The sequence below is a fragment of the Caballeronia sp. EK genome, assembly GCF_014384845.1.
GTDB lineage: Bacteria > Pseudomonadota > Gammaproteobacteria > Burkholderiales > Burkholderiaceae > Caballeronia > Caballeronia jiangsuensis.
The window spans coordinates 495,307-515,797 of sequence record NZ_JACSUE010000007.1 but is presented as its reverse complement, the minus strand read 5'-3'; the positions used below and the strand labels follow the sequence as shown (position 1 = coordinate 515,797).

Below are 20,491 nucleotides of genomic sequence, written 5' to 3'. Positions count from 1 at the left end.
GAGAGAATAACCGTTACGTGTGTGCTTGTGGCGGGCGCGTCAGCCCGCGAGCGGCGCGAGACGCAGGCCGATCACGCAGCCCGCCGCGATCACGGCGAGCACCGTCGCGGCGATCGTCACATAGAGGAAGTTTCGTTGCTGCGCGAACACGGCGAGCATCACGACGACGCGCAGCACCGGCAGCAGAATGAAGAGCGCGACGCCCGCGCTCAATGCCTTTGTGTCGAAGAACAGTCCCGCGCCGATCAGCGCGCACGCGGCCCATGTGCCGCACTGGAGAAAGCGGGCGAGCAGACGATCCATCGAAGCTGACGTGGCGCATTTCATCGACCGATGTACTCCATAAGATCGATGCCGAAACCCTGCATGACCATCTGACACGCGACGAGCAGCAGCATCGACAGGAACAGCACGCGCAGACGTTCGCTGCGGACTTTCATCAGCACGCGCGCGCCCACGATCGCGCCGACCACCGAGCCGAGCGCGACTGGTCCCGCGATGGCGCTCACGATCTCGCCGCGCAGAAAATAGGCGCTCGCGCTCGCGGCGGCCGTCACGCCGATCATGAAGTTCGATGTCGCGGTCGATACCTTGATCGGCAGGCGCAGGGCGTTGTCCATCGCCGGAATCTTGAGGATGCCGCTGCCGATGCCGAGCAGCGCGGAAACGAGTCCGGCCGCAACCATCAACGAGAGACCGGCGGGCACGCGCCGCACTTCATACGCGACATCGCGGCGCAGCGTGGCGTCCGGATAGCTCGAATGGAGATCGAGCGCGGCTGCAAGTCCTCGCGCCGGAATCGGCCGCGACATGCCCGCCGTATCTTCGCGGCGAATGAACATCTGCCACGCCGACACGACCAGCACGCCCGCGAAAAGAAAATCCAGCGCGGCCACGGGGACGATGCCCGCGAGGAGCACGCCTGTGAGCGCGCCGAGCGTGGTGCCGGTTTCGAGCACGAGGGCGAGTCGCACGTTCGTGAGGCCGCCGCGCAGAAAGGCCGCCGCGCCGCCGCATGAACACGCGATCACGGACACGATGCTCGTGCCGATGGCGGCGTGCATGTCGATATGGAAGAACATCGTGAGAATGGGCACGATGAACAGGCCGCTCGCCATGCCCAGCATGCCGCCCACCGCGCTGGCACCGACGCCCGCGCAGAAGAGCCAGAGGGTTGCTTCGAAGCTCATTGAATCTGCCTCGGAGAAGTATCGTGATGGCATTAATATAACATGTCATAACAAGTAGCAAAAGCTACGGACGGATGAGGTCCGATCGTCTCGCGCTATGATTTGGCCATTGCACGACGACAACTAAAGCCAACCATGGCCCGACGAAGCAAACAGGAAGACACTCAGGCGCAAACCCTCGACACCACGGACGATGACGCATCGTCCGGCGGCGGTTCGAGCTATCTCGTGCCGGGCCTCGAACGCGGCTTGCGGATCCTGGCGGAATTCTCCGCGCGGGAGCCGGTGCTGGGCGCGCCCGAGTTGTCGCGGCGCATCGGCATTCCGCGCACGACGACGTTTCGTCTGCTGCAAACGCTCGAATCGCTCGGCTTTCTCGAACGTGTGAATGGCGACCGCAATTTCAGGCTGGGCGTCGCTGTGTTGCGGCTGGGCTTCGAATACGTGAACTCGCTCGAACTGACCGATCTCGGCACGCCGGTTCTGGAGCGTCTGCGCGATGCAACCGGTCTGTCGACGCATCTGCTGATCCGCGATCAGCGCGATGTCGTATTCGTCGCGAAGGCGCAGAGTCATGAGCCGTTGTTCAGTTCGGTGAAGGTGCATGTCGGCACTCGGCTGCCCGCTCATGCCACGGTGCATGGACATGTGCTGATGGGCGATCTTTCGCTTGACGCGCTCAAGGCGCTCTATCCCGAGGTTCAACTGGAAAAGTACACGGAGCGTACGCCCGCGACCGTCGATGAACTCTTCGAACGCGTGCAGGAGTGCGTGGCGCTCGGTTATGGATTGAGCGAAGCGTCGTTTGAGCGCGGGATATCGGTGGTCACCGCGCCGGTGCGGGATCATTCCGGAGGGATCGTTGCGGCGGTGGCGGCGACCGTGCCGCGCTCGGATATCGGGGCGGATGATGAGAAGTCTCGGCTCGTTGAGACGATCTGTGGTGCTGCGGTTGAGCTTTCGATGCGGCTCAACTATCGGCCTTCGGCGGATGATCGGACTGCTGCGCTGGCTTGAGGTTTTTTTTCGCCGGATCCCGTTTTCGTGTTGGTTTATTAGCACTGCCCCTGTGCGGGGCGGCAGTCACTTTCTTTGCTGCTGCAAAGAAAGTAACCAAAGAAACAGCTATCCCCAGCCTAAGCACTTCACACCGGCCGCGGCACAGGCGATTGGCCTAATGGCCCGGCAATAGCGAGTGCCCTCGAAGGTCTCGCGGGGCTTGGACCGCGCACGGTCTGCCGCACCAAATGTTTTGCCTCACTGGTTCAGCACCAAATAGCTCCGGCCCGCTACGCGGCCGACCGGTCAATCGGGTGTGCGCGTGCTTCCTCTTCGATGGTTTCCCTTGCATACCCAACGGCAGCGCGTAGCGCTGTGCCGAAGCCATTTCGTGCTGAACCAGCGCGCCAAAACATTTGGTGCGGCAGACCGTGCGCGAGCCAAGCCCAATTGGTCCTTCGAGGGCGACACTTAGGCGAGTGCCATTGGCGGCTGGCAAGCATGGCCAAACTGCGTGTGACCGCGGGCCTGAGCGAGCTGCTTTCTTTGGTTACTTTCTTTGCAGCAGCAAAGAAAGTGACCCCCGCCCCGGGGAGGGGCAGTGCTAATAGACCACCACGAAAACAGGATTCCACGCTAACAGGATTCCACGTTAACGGGATCCCCCGAAAAAACCCCCATCAAAACGAGTGATGAATCCCCGCAAGCACAATAACCTGATTCGCGGTACTCGAAACACCTGCAGTAAAGAACGCCGCCTTAGCACCACCAGTCGCGTGCTCATAAAGCGCATTCACATAAAGCTGCGTCGATTTCGACAACATATAGATATCGCCGATCTCGAACTGCGTCCACCGCCCGCCCGCGAAGGTCGTGGTAGCCGCGCCGCCAGCGATCCAGTTCCAGGCCACCGGCTTGAACGTAAGACCCGCATCGTATGACTGAAACGTATCGGACTGACCATTCGATTGCAGCTTCACGCGCGTATAAAGACCATGCACGACGAACTTGCCGATTTCATATGACGCGCCCGCGCCCATCACTTCCTGCTTGTCAGCCATGTACGTTGCGGCAGGCTGACCCTGGAACGTTGTAAGACCGGTCGTCGCAATCGCAGGGGTGCGGTTGTGCTCGTTCGAATACGTGGCCGCCGCGCTGAACGGACCGTTCGCATACGTGATGCCGAAGCCGTAGTTGCGGCCCGTCGAGAAGTTCGTCGTGTTGCCGAGGCCCATCATCGCGCCTGCGGAAAAGCCATAGAAGTTCGCCGAGCGGAATTTCACCGAGTTGTCGTAGGGCACGACGCCGGTGTCCGCGAGCTGGTCGATGTTGCCCGGATGAAACGCATACCAGCTCGCCGCGAGATACGCGGTGGAGAGCGGCCCGAGCATGTCGAAGCTGAACGGCGTCTGATGACCGAGCGTCAGCGTGCCGACGTTTTCCTGACTCAGCCCGAGATACGCCTGGCGATTCCAGAGCGTGCCCGCTTTCGCGAAGTTGCCGGTGTTCGTATAGAAGCCGTTCTCCAGTTGCGCGACCGTCTTCAAGCCGCCGCCCAGATCCTCGACGATGCGAAAGCCCCAACGGTCCGGCTGCATGTTGCCCTGCTCCTCCATCCATTTCGGATGGCCGCCGACGTTGTTGATATATGCGATGCCGGCATCGAGGCTGCCGTAAAGCGTGACTGTGCTTTGCGCGGCCGCGCCCGTCGCGACCCCGGCTCCGATGAGCCCCGCTGCAATGATGTGCTTCACCCTTCGTTCTCCTAACCGTGTGGTTCAAGGACGGGCTGTGCCCGCTCTCCCGTTCCCGCTTGTAGCCGTTATTGCGCTTTATCCCGGCTCCGGATGGCCGTGCTTCGCGCCGCCCGGAAGGCATCCCGTCGATCTCGATTTATGTTCCACCTATGGATCAACGTACTGCCTATGGAAAGTATAGTGAGGTTTCCAGCGCCAAAACAATAAATTTGAGAGGACATCGGGTAGACCCTGAGGCACGTTGGATGCGTGTCCATCGTGACAAAAAGAGCTTACGAATCAATGTCGAACGGGCGTTCTTACTTGCGGGCAAATGCACGGGCGATCTTTTAAACGGGCTGGATTCAGTGTTTTCACCTAGAGATTCATTTTTTTATTTTCTGAGGCTGAGACCACTCCTATAATGCCCATACACGAACTGATGTTCCTTTAGTGGAACACAGACGAACCAGAGGAAAGGGTGAAAGATGTCTGAACAATGGCGCTGCGCCGGACATGCCGGCGATCTGTCGGAAGACGCACCGATCGAATTCAAGCTCGATGACGGCGCGGAGATCGGTATCTACAAAGTGGGCGACGAGCTGTATGCGCTCGAGAACGTCTGCCCGCACGCATATGCACTGTTGACGCAGGGTTTCGTCGATGGCGACACCGTCGAATGCCCGCTGCACGAAGCGGTGTTTCACATCCCCACGGGCAAATGCCTGAAAGAGCCCGGCGGCCGCGACCTGAAGACGTATTCGGTACGCCTCGCCGGCGAGGAAATCCAGATCAAGGTGGCGTGACATGGAAAAAGTCGTGAACTTCAACCCGAATCTCAAGCCGTGGCTCGCGCCGCAGCCCAACAACGTCGCCGGCAAGGGCGTGATCGAGAAGCCGGGTCAGACAGAGAACTTCATCTGGCAAACGCGCAAGGCCGAGCCTACGCAATACGAGAACGACTTCGGCGATGCGCTCGAACGCGTCTTCGAAGCGGGCGCGCTGGAACTGGAGCAAGTGGTCGCGGGCTTGAACAAGGACGGCTTCCGTACGCCGGAAGGCGCCACGTGGACCGCCGAACGCCTCGCCGCCGAGTTGCGCACGCTCGCTGACTAAAGAAGGAGCTTTCCCCCATGACGTCCCCTCAGCAAACAACTGTCGCCGCCGATCCCGTTCAGGCTTATCTCGATCGCGGCTTGCGTAACTACTGGTATCCCGTCGCGCCGAGCTGGCAAGTGGCGAATGCGCCCATCGGCCTGACGCGCCTCGGCGATCAGATCGTGCTCTGGCGCGACAACGAAGGCAAAGTACACGCGCTCGAAGACCGCTGCCCGCATCGCGGCGCGCGTCTGTCGCTCGGCTGGAATCTCGGCGGCAGCGTCGCATGCTGGTATCACGGCATCGAAATCGATGGCAGCGGCACCGTGCAGAAAGTGCCCGCCGTGTCGGCGTGCCCGCTCGAAGGCCAGAAGTGCGTGAAGTCGTATCCCGTCGAAGAGCATGCGGGCGCGATCTTCCTCTGGTTCGGCGATGACGCCAATAAGGAACCTGCGCCGCTCGTGCTGCCGGAAGAACTCGTCGGCGACGAATACGCGAGCTTCCTGTGCATGTCCCACTGGAAGTGCAATTACCAGTACGCGATCGACAACGTGATGGACCCGATGCACGGTGCGTATCTTCACGCGACATCGCACTCGATGGCCGAAGGCGACAAGCAGGCCGACATGCGCGTGCGCAAGACCGAAACCGGCCTCATGTTCGAGAAGGTGAATCAGCGCGACGTGAACTTCGACTGGGTCGAGCTCGGCGAAACCGGCTGCCTGTGGATGCGTCTCGCGATTCCATACAAGAAGAAGTTCGGCCCGGGCGGAAACTTCGGGATCATCGGCTTCGCCACGCCCGTCGATGACGACAACTGCCAGGTCTATTTCTGGCGCACGCGCAAGGTGTCGGGATGGCAGCGCGATGCATGGCGTTTCCTGTATCGCAATCGACTCGAAGGGCTGCACTGGGCCGTGCTGGAACAAGACCGCTACGTGCTCGAAAGCCTCGCACCGAACGCGCGCAATCACGAATTCCTCTATCAGCACGATGTCGGCATGACGCGTGTGCGCCGCATGCTGAAGCAACGCGCGCAGCAGCATCTCGCCGCGCTCGACGCGCTGCCGAAGAACCCGGAGCACGCTCATGCGTGACGCGCTCGATGGCCGCCGCGTGCTCGTGACAGGCGGCGCTCGCGGACTCGGCGCGGCGTTCGTCAAAGCCCTCGTCGAGAGCGGCGCGCGCGTCGCGTTCGGCGATGTGCTGCATGCGGAAGGCGAGGCGCTCGCACGTGAACTGCCGAATGCGCACTTCTTCCCGCTCGATCTGAACGAGCCGCAGAGCATCGCCGCATTCGTCGAAGACAGCGTGAAAGCGCTGGGCGGACTCGACGCCCTCATCAACAACGCCGCGATCACGAACTCGGGCGGCAAGTCCGCCGATGAACTCACGCCGCAAACGTGGGACGCCGTGATGAACGTCAACGTGCGCGGCTCGTGGCTCATGAGCGTCGCGTGCCTGCCGCATCTGAAGGAATCGGGACGCGGTGCGATCGTGAACATCGCATCGGATACGGCCTTGTGGGGCGCGCCGAAGCTGCTCGCCTACGTCGCGAGCAAGGGCGCCGTGATCGCGATGACGCGTTCGCTCGCCCGCGAGTTCGGCGCGAGCAACGTGACCGTCAACGCAATCGCGCCCGGTCTCACGGAAGTGGAAGCCACCGCCTACGTGCCCGCCGAGCGCCACGAGTACTACCTCAAAGGCCGCGCACTGACGCGCGCGCAAACGCCCGACGACGTGAACGGCCCCGTGCTGTTCCTGCTCTCGGATGCGGCGCGCTTCGTGACGGGCCAGTTGCTGCCGGTGAACGGCGGCTTCGTGATGAATTGATTCGTTCTACTTAGAACCTGGAGAAAGCAATGGCCGATGCAGACATCGAACGCAAATCGTGGGATCAGCCCGCCGACGCGAGCTTCGAGCAATGGATGGACTCGCGTGTCGCGCGCCTCGAAACGCGCCGCTACGACTGGGACGCGCTCAAGTTCCAGGCCGATTACGACCCGAAGTATCGCCGCGCGCAGATGCGCTATGTGGGCACGGGCGGCACGGGCGTCGCGAAGGACATGAACACGGTTCCCTCGGGCAGCTTCACGTTTTCGACGATGGTCATTCCCGCAGGCAACATCGGGCCGAGCCATATTCATATCGACGTCGAAGAGATTTTCTTCGTGCTGCGCGGGAAGATGAAGGTGGTCTGCGAGAAGGACGGACAGACGTGGGAAGCTGTGCTCGGTGAGCGCGATCTCATTTCCGTGCCGCCGGGCGTGTATCGCACGGAGATCAACATCGGCGAGGAAGACGCGCTGATGTGCGTGATGCTCGGCGCATCGAAGCCGATCACGCCGACGTATCCGCCGGATTCGCCCCTGGCGAAGCTCAAGCGCTGAGGCTGCGATGAACAACGAGACGCTCGCGCGCTTTCCGGACATGCACATCGATACCGCGCACGGCATCACGGCTTATCGCGAGGCAGGTGCGTCGCATCTGCACACGCTGCCCGTCGTGTTGCTGCACGGGATCGGGTCGGGCGCGGCGTCGTGGGTTCGGCAACTCGACGTGCTCGGCGCGAAGCGTCGCGTGCTCGCGTGGGATGCGCCGGGTTATGGCGTGTCCACTCGCGTGGCGAATGAATCGCCGGTTGCTTCCGACTATGCGAATGCGCTGCACGCGTGGCTCGATGCGCTGGACATCACGCGTTGCGTGCTCGTCGGTCATTCGCTCGGCGCGATCGTCGCGGGTTCGTTTGCCGCAAGTGCGCCGGAGCGCGTCGCGGGCTTGCTGCTGATATCGCCCGCCGCGGGTTACGGCGCCGCATCGAAACAACTGCGCGAATCGAAACGCGATGCGCGTTTGAAGATGCTGAACGAACTCGGTCCGCAAGGACTCGCACGCGAGCGCAGCGCGAACATGGTCTCGCAATACGCCGATGACACCGCGCGCGAATGGGTCCGCTGGAACATGGCGCGCATCGTCCCCGAAGGCTACGCACAAGCGACGCATCTGCTCGCGAACGCGGACCTCGCGGCGGATATCGCGCGCTTTCATGGGCGCATCGCGGTGGCGGTCGGCGCGGACGACGCGATCACGCCGCCCGCCGCGTGCGCGCCCATCGCGCAGGCCGCGCACGTCAGCCTGCAAGTCATGCCGCGTGCCGGACACGCGGGTTATGTCGAATCACCCGCCGCCTATACGGCGCTGATCGATTCGTTTTGCCAGGGCATCGAATGTCACATGAAAGACGGAGTACCGCAATGACATCCATCGCCACCGAAGACGCCGACAAGGGCGAACCGACTTACATCGTGCCGGGCCTCGAACGCGGACTGAAGATCCTCACCGAGTTCTCGCCGCGCGAACCCGTGCTCGGCGCGCCGGAACTGTCGCGACGCCTCGGCATTCCGCGCACGACGGTTTTCCGGCTGCTGCAAACGCTCGAATCGCTCGGCTTTCTGGAGCGCGCCGACAAGGACCGCAACTATCGCCTGGGCGTGGCCGTCCTGCGTCTCGGCTTCGAATACCTGAGCTCGCTCGAACTGACCGATCTCGGCCTGCCGATCATCGAGGCGTTGCGCGATGCGACCGGCCTCACGAGTCACATCCTGATTCGCGATGGCCGCGATGTCGTGTTCGTCGCGAAAGCGCAGAGTCATGCGCCGATCTTCAGCTCGGTGAAGGTGAATGTCGGCACGCGCCTGCCCGCGCATGCGACGACGCACGGTCACGTTCTGATGGGCGATCTCTCGCTCGACGAATTGCGCGCGTTGTATCCGGAACAGCATCTGGAGCGCTTCACGAAGTCGACGCCCGAGACCGTGGAAGAACTGTTCGAGCGCGTGAAAGTAGACGCCGAACGCGGCTACGCGACGAGTCAGTCGTCGTTCGAGCGCGGCATTTCGGTCGTCACCGCGCCGGTTCGCAACGACACGGGGCGCATCGTCGCCGTCATCACGACGACGATCCCGCGTCCGGAAATCGATGCCGCATTGCTCGGCAGCGGCCTCATCGACAAGGTTCGCGAAGCCGCCGATGCGCTCTCGATGCGTCTCAACTATCGTCCGGCCGCGCGCGCTTCAGCGTCGAGCCGATACATGAAGTCTCTGGGGTTGCAATGATTCAGATCGATCTTTCAGGGCAGGTTGCGGTCGTGACCGGCGGTTCGTCGGGCATCGGCTACGCAACGGCGCGCCTGTTCTTGCAGGCGGGCGCATCGGTGGCCATTTGCGGACGCGACGGCGAACGGCTCAAAGCCGCACAAGCCGCGCTGGCAAAAGAATTTCCGCAAGCGCAATTGCTCGCGTCACGTTGCGATGTGCTCGATGAGAACCAGGTGAACGCCTTCGCGTCACGCATCGAGGAACGCTTCGGCCGCGTCGACATGCTGGTGAACAACGCGGGACAAGGCCGCGTGTCCACCTTCGCCGATACGACCGACGACGCCTGGCGCGACGAACTGGAGCTGAAGTACTTCAGCATCATCCGCCCGACGCGCGCCTTTCTGCCGCTGCTGAAAGACGCGCCCTCGCCCGCGATCGTCTGCGTGAATTCGCTGCTCGCGTTGCAGCCCGAGCCGCACATGGTCGCGACTTCGTCGGCGCGAGCAGGCGTGCTGAGCCTCGTGAAATCGCTCGCGACGGAACTCGCGCCGCAACGCATCCGCGTGAATTCGATTCTGATCGGCATCGTCGAATCGGGGCAGTGGAAGCGGCGTTATCAGGACTATTTCCAACAGGCGCAAGAGCCGCGTCAAAGCTGGCAGGAATGGACCGGCGAACTCGCGCGCAAGAAGAACATTCCGCTCGGCCGCTTCGGGCATCCCGAAGAAGCGGCGCAGGCGCTCTTTTATCTCGCAACAACGCTGTCGTCGTACACGACCGGCAGCCATATCGATGTTTCCGGAGGCTTTGCTCGTCATGTCTAAGAAAACCACGGTCGGCGAACTGATCGCCGCGTTCCTCGAACAATGCGGTGTGCGCACGGCGTTCGGCGTGATCTCGATTCACAACATGCCGATCCTCGATGCGATCGGCCGTCGCGGCAATATCCGCTATGTCGGCGCACGCGGCGAAGCGGGCGCGCTGAACATGGCCGATGGCCTCGCGCGCGTCTCGGGCGAACTGGGCGTCGCGTTCACGTCGACGGGCACCGCCGCCGGCAATGCGGCGGGCGCGATGGTCGAAGCCCTGACCGCGGGCACGGCGCTCCTGCATGTCACGGGGCAGATCGAAACCGAATATCTCGATCAGGACCTCGCGTATATCCACGAAGCGCCCGATCAGTTGTCGATGCTGCAATCGATCTCGAAGGCCGCGTTCCGCGTGCGCACGGTCGAAACCGCATTGCCGACGATCCGCGAAGCCGTGCGCGTCGCGCTGACCGCGCCTGCGGGTCCGGTAAGCGTCGAGATTCCGATCGACATTCAGGCTGCCGAAATCGAATGGCCCGCCGATCTGGCCGCGCCGCATGTCGGTGCGCTCACGCATGACAGCCTGCGCGTGAAGCAACTCGCCGATGCGCTCACGAACGCCAAGCGCCCGCTGCTGTGGCTCGGCGGCGGCACGCGTCATGCGAAGAGCGCGGTCGAGCGGCTGGTGAAGCTCGGCTTCGGCGTGGTGACGAGCGTGCAGGGACGCGGCGTGCTGCCGGAAGATCATCCGGCGACGCTCGGCGCGTTCAATGTGCATCCGTCCGTCGAAGCGTTCTACAAGACGTGCGATGCGCTCGTCGTCGTCGGCTCGCGTCTGCGCGGAAACGAAACGCTGAAGTACAAGCTCGCGCTGCCGCAACCGCTCTATCGCATCGACGCCGATGCGCTCGCCGACAGCCGTGGCTATCGCAACGAGCTGTTCGTGCATGGCGACGCATCGCGCGTGCTCGACGAACTCGCGACGCTGCTCGAAGGCCGCATCCGTATCGATCCGGCATTCGCGAGCGATCTCGCCGCCGCGCGCGAAACGGCGGTCGCGGAGGTATCGAAGGGACTGGGACCGTACAAGCGCCTCGTCGATTCGCTGCAACGCGCGGTCGGCCGCGATTACAACTGGGTCCGCGACGTGACGATCTCGAACAGCACGTGGGGCAATCGCCTGCTGAAGATTTTCAATCCGCGCGCGGGCGTGCATGCGCTCGGCGGCGGCATCGGCCAGGGCATGCAGATGGCGATCGGCGCGGCGCTTTCGGGCGCGGCGAAGAAGACCGTCGCGCTCGTCGGCGATGGCGGTCTGATGGTCAATGTCGGCGAACTCGCCACGGCCGTGCAGGAAAAGGCGAACGTGATGATCGTGCTGATGAACGATCAATGCTATGGCGTCATCCGCAACATTCAGGACGCGCAGTACGGCGGACGCCGCATGTTCGTCGATCTGCATCAGCCGGATTTCGCGCAGTTCTGTGCGAGCCTCGGCCTCGCGCATCGCCGCATCACGTCGCTCGATCAGGCCGATGACATCGTGCGCGAAGGACTCGCCATCGACGGTCCGGTGCTCGTCGAAGTGGACATGCTGTCGGTCGGCTCGTTCGCGACCGCGTTCGCAGGCCCGCCGGTGAAGAAGGAAGAGCCGAAGGAGCCGGAATATGCGTGATCCTCGTCACGCACAGCACGCGATCGATATCGCGATGATCGGCTTCGGCGCGATCGGCAGGGCGGTGTTTCAGGCGCTCGATAACGATCCGCTCGTGCGCATCTCGCATGTCATCGTGCCGGAGCGCGATCGCGATCACGTGCGCTCGGTGCTCGGCGATCACGTCGATGTCGTGTCGCACGTCGATGCGCTCGCGAGCCATCCCGAGTTCGCGCTCGAATGCGCGGGACACGCGGCGCTCGTCGATCACGTCGTGCCGCTCTTGAAGTCGGGCACGGACTGCGCGGTCGCATCGATCGGCGCGCTGTCCGAAGCCGGCCTGCTCGATGCGCTCTCCCGCGCCGCCGACGAAGGCGCGGCGACTATCACGCTGTTGTCGGGCGCGATCGGCGGCGTCGATGCGCTCGCGGCAGCGAAGGAAGGCGGCCTCGACGACGTGCAATACACGGGCCGCAAGCCGCCGCTCGGCTGGCTCGGCACGCCCGCCGAAAGCGTGTGCGATCTGAGGTCGCTGACGGCCGAGAAGGTCATTTTCGAAGGGACCGCACGCGATGCCGCGCGGCTCTATCCGAAGAACGCGAACGTCGCGGCGACCATCGCGCTCGCCGGGCTCGGGCTCGACGGCACGCGCGTGCGGCTGATTGCCGATCCGGCTGTCGAGCGCAACGTGCATCGCATCGTCGCACGCGGCGCGTTCGGCGAGATGTCGCTCGAAATGTGCGGCAAGCCGCTGCCGTCGAATCCCAAGACATCCGCGCTCACCGCGTTCAGCGCGATCCGTGCGTTGCGCAATCGCGCCGCGCGCTGCGTCATCTGAAGGAGCTTTAGAACGATGAATCATCCCGACACTTCGCTCGTGACGTCCGGCGATATCTTTATCGGCGGCGAATGGCGCCAGGGGCGTGGCAATCAGTACGCGAGCATCTATCCCGCCGATCAGAGCGTCAACGCGGAAATCAGCACGGCGAACGCCGACGATGCGCGGGAAGCCGTCGAGATCGCGGATCGTGCTTTTAGAAAGGCCGACTGGGCCGGATTGAAGCCGCATCAGCGGGCCGCCGTTCTGCATCGCATCGCAGGTCTGATCGAAGCGCGTCACGAAGCGCTCGCGCAATTGCAGCGCCGCGACAACGGCAAGCCGATCAGCGAAACGCGCGCGCTCGTCACGAGTGCGGCGAGCACGTTCCGCTACTTCGCGTCGTGCCTCGAAACGCTCGAAGAAGAACTCACGCCTTCGCGTGGCGACTATCTGACGATGAGCGTGCACGAGCCGCTCGGCGTCGTCGCGGCGATCACGCCGTGGAATTCGCCGATTGCTTCCGACGCGCAGAAGCTCGCGCCCGCGCTCGCCGCCGGCAACGCCGTCGTGCTGAAGCCCGCCGAAGTGACGCCGCTCGCATCGCTCGCACTTGCGCGCATCTGCGAGGAAGCGGGTGTGCCGAAGGGCGTCGTCAGCGTGTTGCCGGGCAAAGGTTCCGTGATCGGCGATGCGCTCGTGCGGCATCCGCTCGTGAAGAAAGTCGCGTTCACGGGCGGCACGGAAGTCGGTCGCGGCATCGCGCGGCTCGCCGCCGAGAAGCTGATGCCGGTGTCGCTCGAACTCGGCGGCAAGTCGCCGACCATCGTGTACGCCGATGCCGATCTCGATCACGCGGTGAACGGCGTGCTCTACGGCATCTTCAGTTCGTCGGGTGAATCGTGCATCGCGGGTTCGCGGCTCTTTGTCGAGCGCAAGGTGTACGGCGAATTCATGGCGCGGCTCGCCGATGGCGCGAGGAAGCTGCGCGTCGGCGACCCGACGCGCGAGAACACGCAGATGGGCCCGCTCATCACGGGGCAGCATCGCGAAAGCATCGAGCGCTTCGTCGCGCTCGGTCTCGAAGAAGGCGGCGCGCTCCTGTGCGGTGGCGAGCGTCCCACGGGCGATGGCCGTGAGAAAGGCTTCTTCTATCTGCCGACGATCATCGAAGGTCTTAGCAACGACGCGCGCATGTGTCAGGAAGAGATCTTCGGACCGGTGCTCGCCGCCCTGCCCTTCGACGACGAAGCCGCGCTGCTCGAACAGGCGAACGACAGCGTGTTCGGCCTCGCGGCAGGCATCTGGACGCGGGACTACAAGCGCGCATGGAAGATGTCGCGTGCATTGAACACCGGCACGGTCTGGATCAACACCTACAAGCAGTTTTCGATTTCGACGCCTTTCGGCGGCTGGAAAGACAGCGGCATGGGACGCGAGAAAGGCCGTCTGGGCCTGCGCGAATACATGCAGCAGAAGAGCCTGTACTGGGGCTTGAACGATGCCCCGCTGCCGTGGGCGAACTGAAGGAGTTGCCATGACGATTCTCGGCATTGAACGAATCACGTACGGCGTGACGGACCTCGACACCTGCCGGCGCTTTTTCGCCGACTGGGGCCTGAAGGAAGTCGCGCACGACGAAACGCGCGCGCGTTTCGAAACCCTGAACGGCTGCGAAGTGCTGCTCGCGCTGTCCGACGACCCCGCGCTTCCGCCCGCCTTCGAAGGCGGTCCGACACTGCGCGAAGTCACGTGGGCCGTCGCGACGCGCGAAGAACTCGATGCACTGCGCGGACGCTTCGCGGGCCAGCCCGGCCACGTCGAAACGGATGACGCGGTGGGCTGCATCGATCCGAACGGCATGGCGATACGCGTCGAAGTCACGAAGAAGCGCGACATCGACGTGAAAGGCTCGCCCTCGAACGTGTGGGGACAAACCCTGCGCGTCGATACGCCGAGTCCCGTGTACGAGCGCGCGGAGCCGGTGGAAGTGGGACACGTCGTGTTCTTCACGAACTGCGTCGCGGAGCAGGAGAAGTTCTATCACGAGCTGCTCGGCTTCGAGACGTCGGATCGATATCCGGGCCGCGGCGCGTTCATGCGCTGCGCGCCGCACGGCGGCCATCACGATCTGTTCCTTTTGCAATTGCCCGACGGCAAGCGCGGCCTGAATCACGTCGCGTTCACCGTGCGCGATATCCACGAAGTATTCGGCGGCGGCCTGCACATCAGCCGCTGCGGCTGGACGACCCAGCTCGGGCCGGGACGTCATCCGGTTTCGTCGGCGTACTTCTGGTACTTCAAGAATCCGGCGGGCGGACTCATCGAGTATTACGCCGATGAAGACGTGCTCACGCCCGAATGGCAGCCGCGCGATTTCGAGCCCGGCCCGACCGTGTTCGCGGAATGGGCCGTCGATGGTGGTCTCGACGGCAACACGCGCCGCCAGAAAGATGCGAAGGCGCCGGAAGGCAAGTTCATGACGGAGCGCAAAAATGGCTGATCTTCAAACGGTCGTGGTGATCGGTGGCGGACAGGCGGCGGGCTGGATCGTGAAGACGCTGCGCAAGGAAGGTTTCGATGGCCGCCTCGTGATGATCGCCGACGAGATTCATCTTCCCTACGAGCGCCCGCCGCTGTCGAAGGCCGTGCTCGCGGGCGATGCGGATATCGACACCGTGCGCATCGTCGATCACGAAGCGTTCGCCGAGCTGAACGTCGAAGCGTGGCAGCCGGAATGCGCGGCATCGATCGATCGGGACGCGCGCATCGTGCGCACCGCGAGCGGACGCGAAGTGCACTACGACCGCCTCGTCATCGCGACGGGCGGCGCGGCGCGGCGTCTGCCGGAGTCGCTTGTGAAGACCTCGCATCTCGCCTATCTGCGCACGCTCGACGACGCGATGCTCATCGGCAAGCGTCTGCGCGAGAGTCATAGCAAGCGGCTACTCGTGATCGGCGGCGGATGGATCGGCCTCGAAGTCGCGGCGACAGCGAAGAAGCTCGGCGTCGATGTGACGGTGATCGAAGGCGCGCCGCGTTTGTGCGGACGTTCGGTGCCCGAAAGCGTGTCCGATTTTCTGCTGAAACTGCATCGCGATAACGGCGTGGATGTGCGCCTGAATGCATCGCTCGTGTCGCTCGATGACTTCGGCAACGGCGTGCGCGCGCAACTCGCCGACGGCACGACGGTCGATGCCGATTTCGCGGTTGCGGGCATCGGCCTCGCGCCGCATACGGCGATCGCGGAACGCGCGGGCATCGACGTGAACGATGGCATCGTCGTCGATGAATTCGGCGCGACCAACGATGCGCATGTGTTCGCGTGCGGCGATGTCGCCAATCATCCGAACGCGTGGCTGAAGCGCCGCGTGCGCCTCGAATCGTGGGCGAACGCGCAGAACCAGGCGATCGCGACGGCGCGAGCGGTGCTCGGCGTGCGCACGCCGTATGCCGAGATTCCGTGGTTCTGGTCGGATCAATACGACGTGAACCTGCAGATTCTCGGCGACATTCCGGCGGGCGCGGCGCCGGTCGTGCGCGGCGATCTGGACGCGCGTCGCGCGTCGCTGTTCTTCTTCGAGGGCGATGCATTGCGCGGCGTCATCGCGATCAACGCGACGCGCGATCTCAAGGTCGCGAAGAAATGGATGAGTCAGGGGCGCGCGGTCGATATCGCGGCGCTCGCGGACACCGCGAAAGCACTCGCATAACACACAGACGGGAGCAGGCATGAGGAGCATGGGCAATACGGCCGTTCAACACGGCGGCACCGCCACGACAGTCGCCGACGCGGCCACTGCCGCTCACGCGGTCACGAAGGGATCGATCATCGCGCGCATCGAGCGGCTGCCCGCCAACGCGATGCAGGTGCGCGCGCGTATCCTGATCGGCGCGGCGACGTTCTTCGATGGCTTCGATGTCATCGTCATCGCGGCGACGCTGCCGCTGCTCATCCAGAAATGGGGGCTTACGCCGGGGCAGGTCGGCTTTCTGATCGCGTCGGGCTCGATCGGGCAACTGATCGGCGCGTTCCTGTTCCCGTCGCTCGCGGAACGCTACGGGCGCGTGCGCTCCATCGCGTGGAGCTCGGGCATCATCGGCCTGACGAGCATCGCGTGCGGTTTCGCGCCTTCGTTCGCGGTGTTCGTCGCGTTGCGGATCGTGCAGGGCCTCGGGCTCGGCGGCGAGTTGCCGGTCGCGGCGACGTACATCAACGAGATCACGCGTGCGCATGGACGCGGCCGTTTCGTGCTGCTGTATGAGATCGTGTTTCCGATCGGCCTGCTCGCATCGAACGCGCTCGGCGCGTGGATCGTGCCGCGCTTCGGCTGGGAAGTGATGTACTTCATCGGCGGCGTGCCGCTCCTGCTGTTCTTCCTGCTGCGCACGCTGGTCCCGGAATCGCCGCGCTGGCTCGGCGAACGCGGCCGCATGCGCGAAGCCGGCGACGCGCTCAACGCGTTCGAAGCCACCGTGAAGCAGCCGCTGCCGCCGATCGGCAATCTCGCCGAGTTCGAAGCGATGGCGAACCGTCATCCGAAGCGCCGCCGTCTCGATCTGATCGGCCCGGCGTATCTGAAGCGCACGATCGCGGTCGCGCTTCTGTGGATGACGTGCGGCGTGATTCAGTACGTCCTCTCGACGTGGCTGCCGACGATCTACAAGACCGTCTATCACGCACCGTTGCAACTCGCGCTGAATCTGGCGGTGGCGGCATCCGTGCTCGGCGTGATCGGCTCGCTGACATGCGCGCTGATCGTCGACAAGGTCGGGCGCAAGCCGGTCATCAACTGGTCGTTCGTGTTGTGCGCGGTGTCGCTGGTATGTGCGGGCGTGTTCGTCATGCAGTCGGTGTATGTGGTCGCGACGTTCTGCGCGCTCGCGCTCGGCTTCATGGCGTGCGGGTTCATTACCGCTTATGTCTATACGCCCGAGCTTTATCCGACGAGCATCCGCGCGTTCGGATGCGGCCTCGGCGGCGCATGGCTCAAGATCGCCGCGATTTTCGCGCCGGCGCTCGTCGGCAAGACGTTGATGGGCGGGAATATGAATGTCGCGTTCTATGCGCTGGCTGTGGTGCCGCTGGTCGCGGCCGTCGCGGTGCATTACATGGGGATCGAGACGAAGGGGAAGGTGCTGGAGCAGTTGGAAGTTTGATGCTTTTGGTGGGCCGGCGGGCTGCACCGCCGGCCCTGAACTTTTGGCGTTACTGGAATTTCACGGGGACGGGGCGCGTCAGCAGATCGATGTAGAAGTTGAAGAATCGGTCGTTGTCGTAGCGCGTCACATAGGTGATCTTTTGCGGCGATGCTCCGGCCTGCGGCGCATCCGGATACACCTTCACGTGCCCCTGATCCTCGCCGGGCGTCGTTTCGATGTCGAGATACGCGCTCTGCGTCTGTGTCGCGTAAGTCGAGTCGAGAAAATAGCCGATCGTCAGCGTGTCGTAGATATCCGTGTTCGTAGAGAATGCGCCCGCGTTCGCGATTGCGTAGACCTTCGTCACCGCCGTCTGTCCCGTCGGCGGATTGACGATCTGGTTGTAGACCGATTCCGTCAGCGGCACGGTGTTGGTCACGTCGAGCGGGATGACTTTCTGCGGGATCGTCGTCTGCAAGAGTGTTCGCACCGCGACGGGATCGAACCACCAGTTCAGCTCGCCGACCGCGTTCGCATTGCCCGGCACATTCATCGCACCGCCCATATAGACGATGCCCTTGATGAGCGGAACGATCTCCGGCGCTTTCTGCACGGCGGTGGCGAGATTGGTCGGCGGTCCGACCTCGATGATCGTCACCTGGTTCGGATAGCGCTTGATCGTCTCGACGATGAAGTCGGCAGCGCTCTGGCTTTGCAGCTTCGCCGTCGTCGCGAAGCCGTCGGGCGGCGCGGTCAGTTGCGACTGGCTCGTCGGCTCGGGACGCATCCATGCGCCGAAGTAGCCGTTCGGATTCGCGGCCTGCTGCGCGCGAATGCTCGCGACGTCGTATTGCAGCGGATAATTCGCGCCGGCATAGACGCCGACCTTGTCCTGCACGCCCATGCGTTCGACCGCCTTCAGCGCCTCGGCTTGTTCCTGCAACAGCCAGTCGTTGCCGGTCACGACGCACAGGCCCAGCAGATTGACCTTGCCCTCGCCCATTAGCTGCGTCGACATCGCGAAGAGCTGGCCGTCGTCGCCCATCGTGTTGAAGTCCGAATCGATGATGATCTTCGGCGCTTTGGAAAACGCGGGCTGGTTGTCGTCGTCGGAACCGCCGCAACCGGCGAGCATGGCGACGATGACAACAGAAACGATCAGGAATGCTGCGCTGCAACCTCGCATGATGTCGTCTCCCGAAGCGATTTGTGTAGTAAGCGCGCCGTGACATGGCGCAATTCATTCTACGATCGATCGGGAGAGCGCGTTTGGCGGCTCGCAAAACGACAACGCCGGAACGACGCATGAGTCGTCCCGGCGTTCCAGGCAAGGCGCTACCGCGATGGTCAGTTCTTCGCCTTCGGCATCTGCGAAACCAGCGACAAGCCAATATCCATGCCTTCCACCTGGAAGTGCGGCACGATGAAGAGCTTGATGCGGAAGAAGCCCGGGTTGTCCTCGATGTCCTCGACCATCACCTTCGCCTCACGCAGCGGATGCGATGCCTGCAGTTCATCGCCCGGATCCTTCATCTCGGTGACGAGGCTCTTGATCCAGTTGTTCAGTTCGAGTTCGAGCAGACGCCGGTCCTTAGTCGTGCCGATGTTCTCGCGCTGAATCAGCTTGAGATAGTGCGCGATGCGCGAGAGCAGGAAGATGTACGGCAGGCGCGCGTTGATGCGGCTGTTCGCGGTCGCTTCCTTGGTCTCGTAGAGCGCAGGCTTTTGCGTCGAGTTCGCCGAGAAGAAGCACGCGAAATCGTGGTTCTTGTAGAACGAGAGCGGGATGAAGCCGAGGTTCGCGAACTCGAACTCACGCGTCTCGGGAATCAGCACTTCTGTCGGGATCTTCGGCTGCACGCCGGTGCCGAGGTCGTACAGATGCACCGGAAGATCCTCGACCTTGCCGCCCGCCTGCGGACCGCGAATCTGCACGCACCAGCCGTTGTTCACGAAGCTGCGCGTCATGTTCGCCGCGAACGCGAACGACGCATTCACCCACAGATAACGATCGTGGTCCGGACCCTTCACCTGCTCTTCGTAGTTGAAGGCGCGAACAGGCGTGGTGTCCTTGCCGTACGGCAGGCGGCCGAGCACGCGCGGCATCACGAGGCCGACGTAGCGCGCATCGTCCGTGTCGCGGAAGCTCTTCCATTTGATGTACTCGGCGCGGTCGAAATAGTTGCCGATGTCCTGGATCGCCGCGACTTCTTCCATCGACTTCTTGCCGAAGAAGGCCGCGCCCACCGCGCCGATGAACGGCATGTGCGCCGCCGCCGCGACCTTCGAGATATTGCGCAGCAAGGCCACGTCCTGCGGCGAATTGGCGAATTCGAAGTCGCTGACGAGCGCGCTGATCGGCTGGCCGCCCGGCGTGTCGTATTCCTCGATGTAGGTCAGGCGATACAGGCCGCTCTGGATCAGTTCGGGCGCGTCGTCGAAGTCGCGGACCAGCGCGTCCTTCGATACGTCCAGCACTTCGATGCGCGCGTTCTTGCGGAAATCCGTGCGCGACACGAGCATCTTCAGGCCGCGCCAGCGGCCTTCCAGCGCCTGGAACTCGGGGTTGTGCATCACCGAATCGAGCTGCCTGCTGATCTGGCGATCCAGCTGACCGATGAAGAAATCGAGCAGCGATTTGTCGAGGCGGTCCACGGGCTTGCTCGTCTGCGCGACGAGATCGAGGAACGCGCCCATGCCGCGCGCGAGACGCTCGTCGGCCGATGCTTCGGAAAGCATGTCGTTGTCGCGGAATGCCTCGAGCGGACGCGCCTGCGCTACCGGGCTCAGATTGATCTTGTTGCACAGCGATGCATAGACGCTGTCGCCATACGACTCTTGCGGGGCGTCGAGCACGACGGTTTCGCCTGCTGCGCTCGCGCGGACTTCTTTCTTACTCATAGATTGTCCTGTCTGGGAAGCTTGTCGGTTGAAGGCTGAAGGCTGAAG

20 protein-coding genes are annotated in these 20,491 nt (G+C 63.3%); 15 read left to right on the top strand and 5 right to left on the bottom strand.

Annotated features, from left to right (window positions below; genetic code table 11):
- Positions 1–39: 39 nt before the first annotated feature.
- On the bottom strand, positions 40–327 hold the full coding sequence (locus tag IAG25_RS23735; RefSeq protein ID WP_187607011.1) for a DUF1634 domain-containing protein: 288 nt from the start codon (positions 325–327) through the stop codon (positions 40–42).
- A complete protein-coding gene (locus IAG25_RS23730; RefSeq protein WP_187607010.1) occupies positions 324–1,190 on the bottom strand; it encodes a sulfite exporter TauE/SafE family protein in 867 nt (288 codons plus the stop codon). The genes IAG25_RS23735 and IAG25_RS23730 overlap by 4 nt, the downstream gene beginning before the upstream one ends.
- Before the next feature lie 135 nt (positions 1,191–1,325).
- Here IAG25_RS23730 and IAG25_RS23725 point away from each other — a divergent pair, with 135 nt between their 5' ends.
- Complete coding sequence (locus tag IAG25_RS23725) at positions 1,326–2,207, top strand: IclR family transcriptional regulator (RefSeq protein ID WP_187607009.1); 882 nt, start codon at positions 1,326–1,328, stop codon at positions 2,205–2,207.
- Between the two features lie 662 nt (positions 2,208–2,869).
- On the opposite strand, the gene IAG25_RS23720 is transcribed toward IAG25_RS23725, so the two are convergent.
- Complete coding sequence (locus IAG25_RS23720; protein ID WP_035500200.1) at positions 2,870–3,943, bottom strand: porin; 1,074 nt, start codon at positions 3,941–3,943, stop codon at positions 2,870–2,872.
- A 470-nt stretch (positions 3,944–4,413) separates the two neighbouring features.
- On the opposite strand from IAG25_RS23720, the gene IAG25_RS23715 reads away from it, so the two are divergent.
- Genes IAG25_RS23715 through IAG25_RS23650 form a run of 14 tightly spaced genes read left to right on the top strand, consistent with a single transcriptional unit; the run spans position 4,414 to position 17,560 of the window.
- Positions 4,414–4,731, top strand: coding sequence for a non-heme iron oxygenase ferredoxin subunit (locus IAG25_RS23715; RefSeq protein WP_035500201.1), 318 nt, complete (start codon positions 4,414–4,416; stop codon positions 4,729–4,731).
- A gap of 1 nt (position 4,732) precedes the next feature.
- Positions 4,733–5,041: a recombinase-like helix-turn-helix domain-containing protein gene (locus IAG25_RS23710; RefSeq protein WP_187607008.1), complete on the top strand. Its 309-nt coding sequence runs from the start codon at positions 4,733–4,735 to the stop codon at positions 5,039–5,041.
- Positions 5,042–5,058: 17 nt separating this feature from the next.
- Positions 5,059–6,120, top strand: coding sequence for an aromatic ring-hydroxylating dioxygenase subunit alpha (locus tag IAG25_RS23705; RefSeq protein ID WP_035500204.1), 1,062 nt, complete (start codon positions 5,059–5,061; stop codon positions 6,118–6,120).
- Positions 6,113–6,856: an SDR family oxidoreductase gene (locus IAG25_RS23700; RefSeq protein WP_187607007.1), complete on the top strand. Its 744-nt coding sequence runs from the start codon at positions 6,113–6,115 to the stop codon at positions 6,854–6,856. The genes IAG25_RS23705 and IAG25_RS23700 overlap by 8 nt, the downstream gene beginning before the upstream one ends.
- Positions 6,857–6,885: 29 nt before the next feature.
- Positions 6,886–7,413: a cupin domain-containing protein gene (locus tag IAG25_RS23695; protein ID WP_035500207.1), complete on the top strand. Its 528-nt coding sequence runs from the start codon at positions 6,886–6,888 to the stop codon at positions 7,411–7,413.
- Between the two features lie 7 nt (positions 7,414–7,420).
- Complete coding sequence (locus IAG25_RS23690) at positions 7,421–8,281, top strand: alpha/beta fold hydrolase (RefSeq protein ID WP_187607006.1); 861 nt, start codon at positions 7,421–7,423, stop codon at positions 8,279–8,281.
- Complete coding sequence (locus IAG25_RS23685; protein ID WP_187607005.1) at positions 8,278–9,138, top strand: IclR family transcriptional regulator; 861 nt, start codon at positions 8,278–8,280, stop codon at positions 9,136–9,138. Before IAG25_RS23690 ends, IAG25_RS23685 begins: the two co-directional genes overlap by 4 nt.
- Positions 9,135–9,944 carry an SDR family oxidoreductase gene (locus IAG25_RS23680; protein ID WP_187607004.1) on the top strand — a complete coding sequence of 270 codons (810 nt, stop codon included), beginning with the start codon at positions 9,135–9,137 and terminating at the stop codon, positions 9,942–9,944. The genes IAG25_RS23685 and IAG25_RS23680 overlap by 4 nt, the downstream gene beginning before the upstream one ends.
- Complete coding sequence (locus IAG25_RS23675) at positions 9,937–11,604, top strand: thiamine pyrophosphate-binding protein (RefSeq protein ID WP_187607003.1); 1,668 nt, start codon at positions 9,937–9,939, stop codon at positions 11,602–11,604. Before IAG25_RS23680 ends, IAG25_RS23675 begins: the two co-directional genes overlap by 8 nt.
- Positions 11,597–12,421 (top strand): aspartate dehydrogenase, encoded by an 825-nt coding sequence (locus IAG25_RS23670; RefSeq protein ID WP_187607002.1) that lies wholly within the window; start codon positions 11,597–11,599, stop codon positions 12,419–12,421. The genes IAG25_RS23675 and IAG25_RS23670 overlap by 8 nt, the downstream gene beginning before the upstream one ends.
- A 15-nt stretch (positions 12,422–12,436) precedes the next feature.
- Positions 12,437–13,927 (top strand): aldehyde dehydrogenase, encoded by a 1,491-nt coding sequence (locus tag IAG25_RS23665; protein ID WP_187607001.1) that lies wholly within the window; start codon positions 12,437–12,439, stop codon positions 13,925–13,927.
- A 10-nt stretch (positions 13,928–13,937) separates the two neighbouring features.
- On the top strand, positions 13,938–14,903 hold the full coding sequence (locus IAG25_RS23660) for a VOC family protein (protein WP_035500218.1): 966 nt from the start codon (positions 13,938–13,940) through the stop codon (positions 14,901–14,903).
- On the top strand, positions 14,896–16,113 hold the full coding sequence (locus tag IAG25_RS23655; RefSeq protein ID WP_187607000.1) for an NAD(P)/FAD-dependent oxidoreductase: 1,218 nt from the start codon (positions 14,896–14,898) through the stop codon (positions 16,111–16,113). Before IAG25_RS23660 ends, IAG25_RS23655 begins: the two co-directional genes overlap by 8 nt.
- Before the next feature lie 28 nt (positions 16,114–16,141).
- Positions 16,142–17,560: an MFS transporter gene (locus tag IAG25_RS23650; protein WP_187606999.1), complete on the top strand. Its 1,419-nt coding sequence runs from the start codon at positions 16,142–16,144 to the stop codon at positions 17,558–17,560.
- A gap of 49 nt (positions 17,561–17,609) precedes the next feature.
- On the opposite strand, the gene IAG25_RS23645 is transcribed toward IAG25_RS23650, so the two are convergent.
- Both IAG25_RS23645 and tssC read right to left on the bottom strand, forming a co-directional pair.
- Complete coding sequence (locus IAG25_RS23645) at positions 17,610–18,728, bottom strand: nucleoside hydrolase (protein ID WP_187606998.1); 1,119 nt, start codon at positions 18,726–18,728, stop codon at positions 17,610–17,612.
- 161 nt (positions 18,729–18,889) lie between these two features.
- Positions 18,890–20,443: a type VI secretion system contractile sheath large subunit gene (gene tssC, locus IAG25_RS23640; RefSeq protein ID WP_187606997.1), complete on the bottom strand. Its 1,554-nt coding sequence runs from the start codon at positions 20,441–20,443 to the stop codon at positions 18,890–18,892.
- Positions 20,444–20,491: the final 48 nt, after the last annotated feature.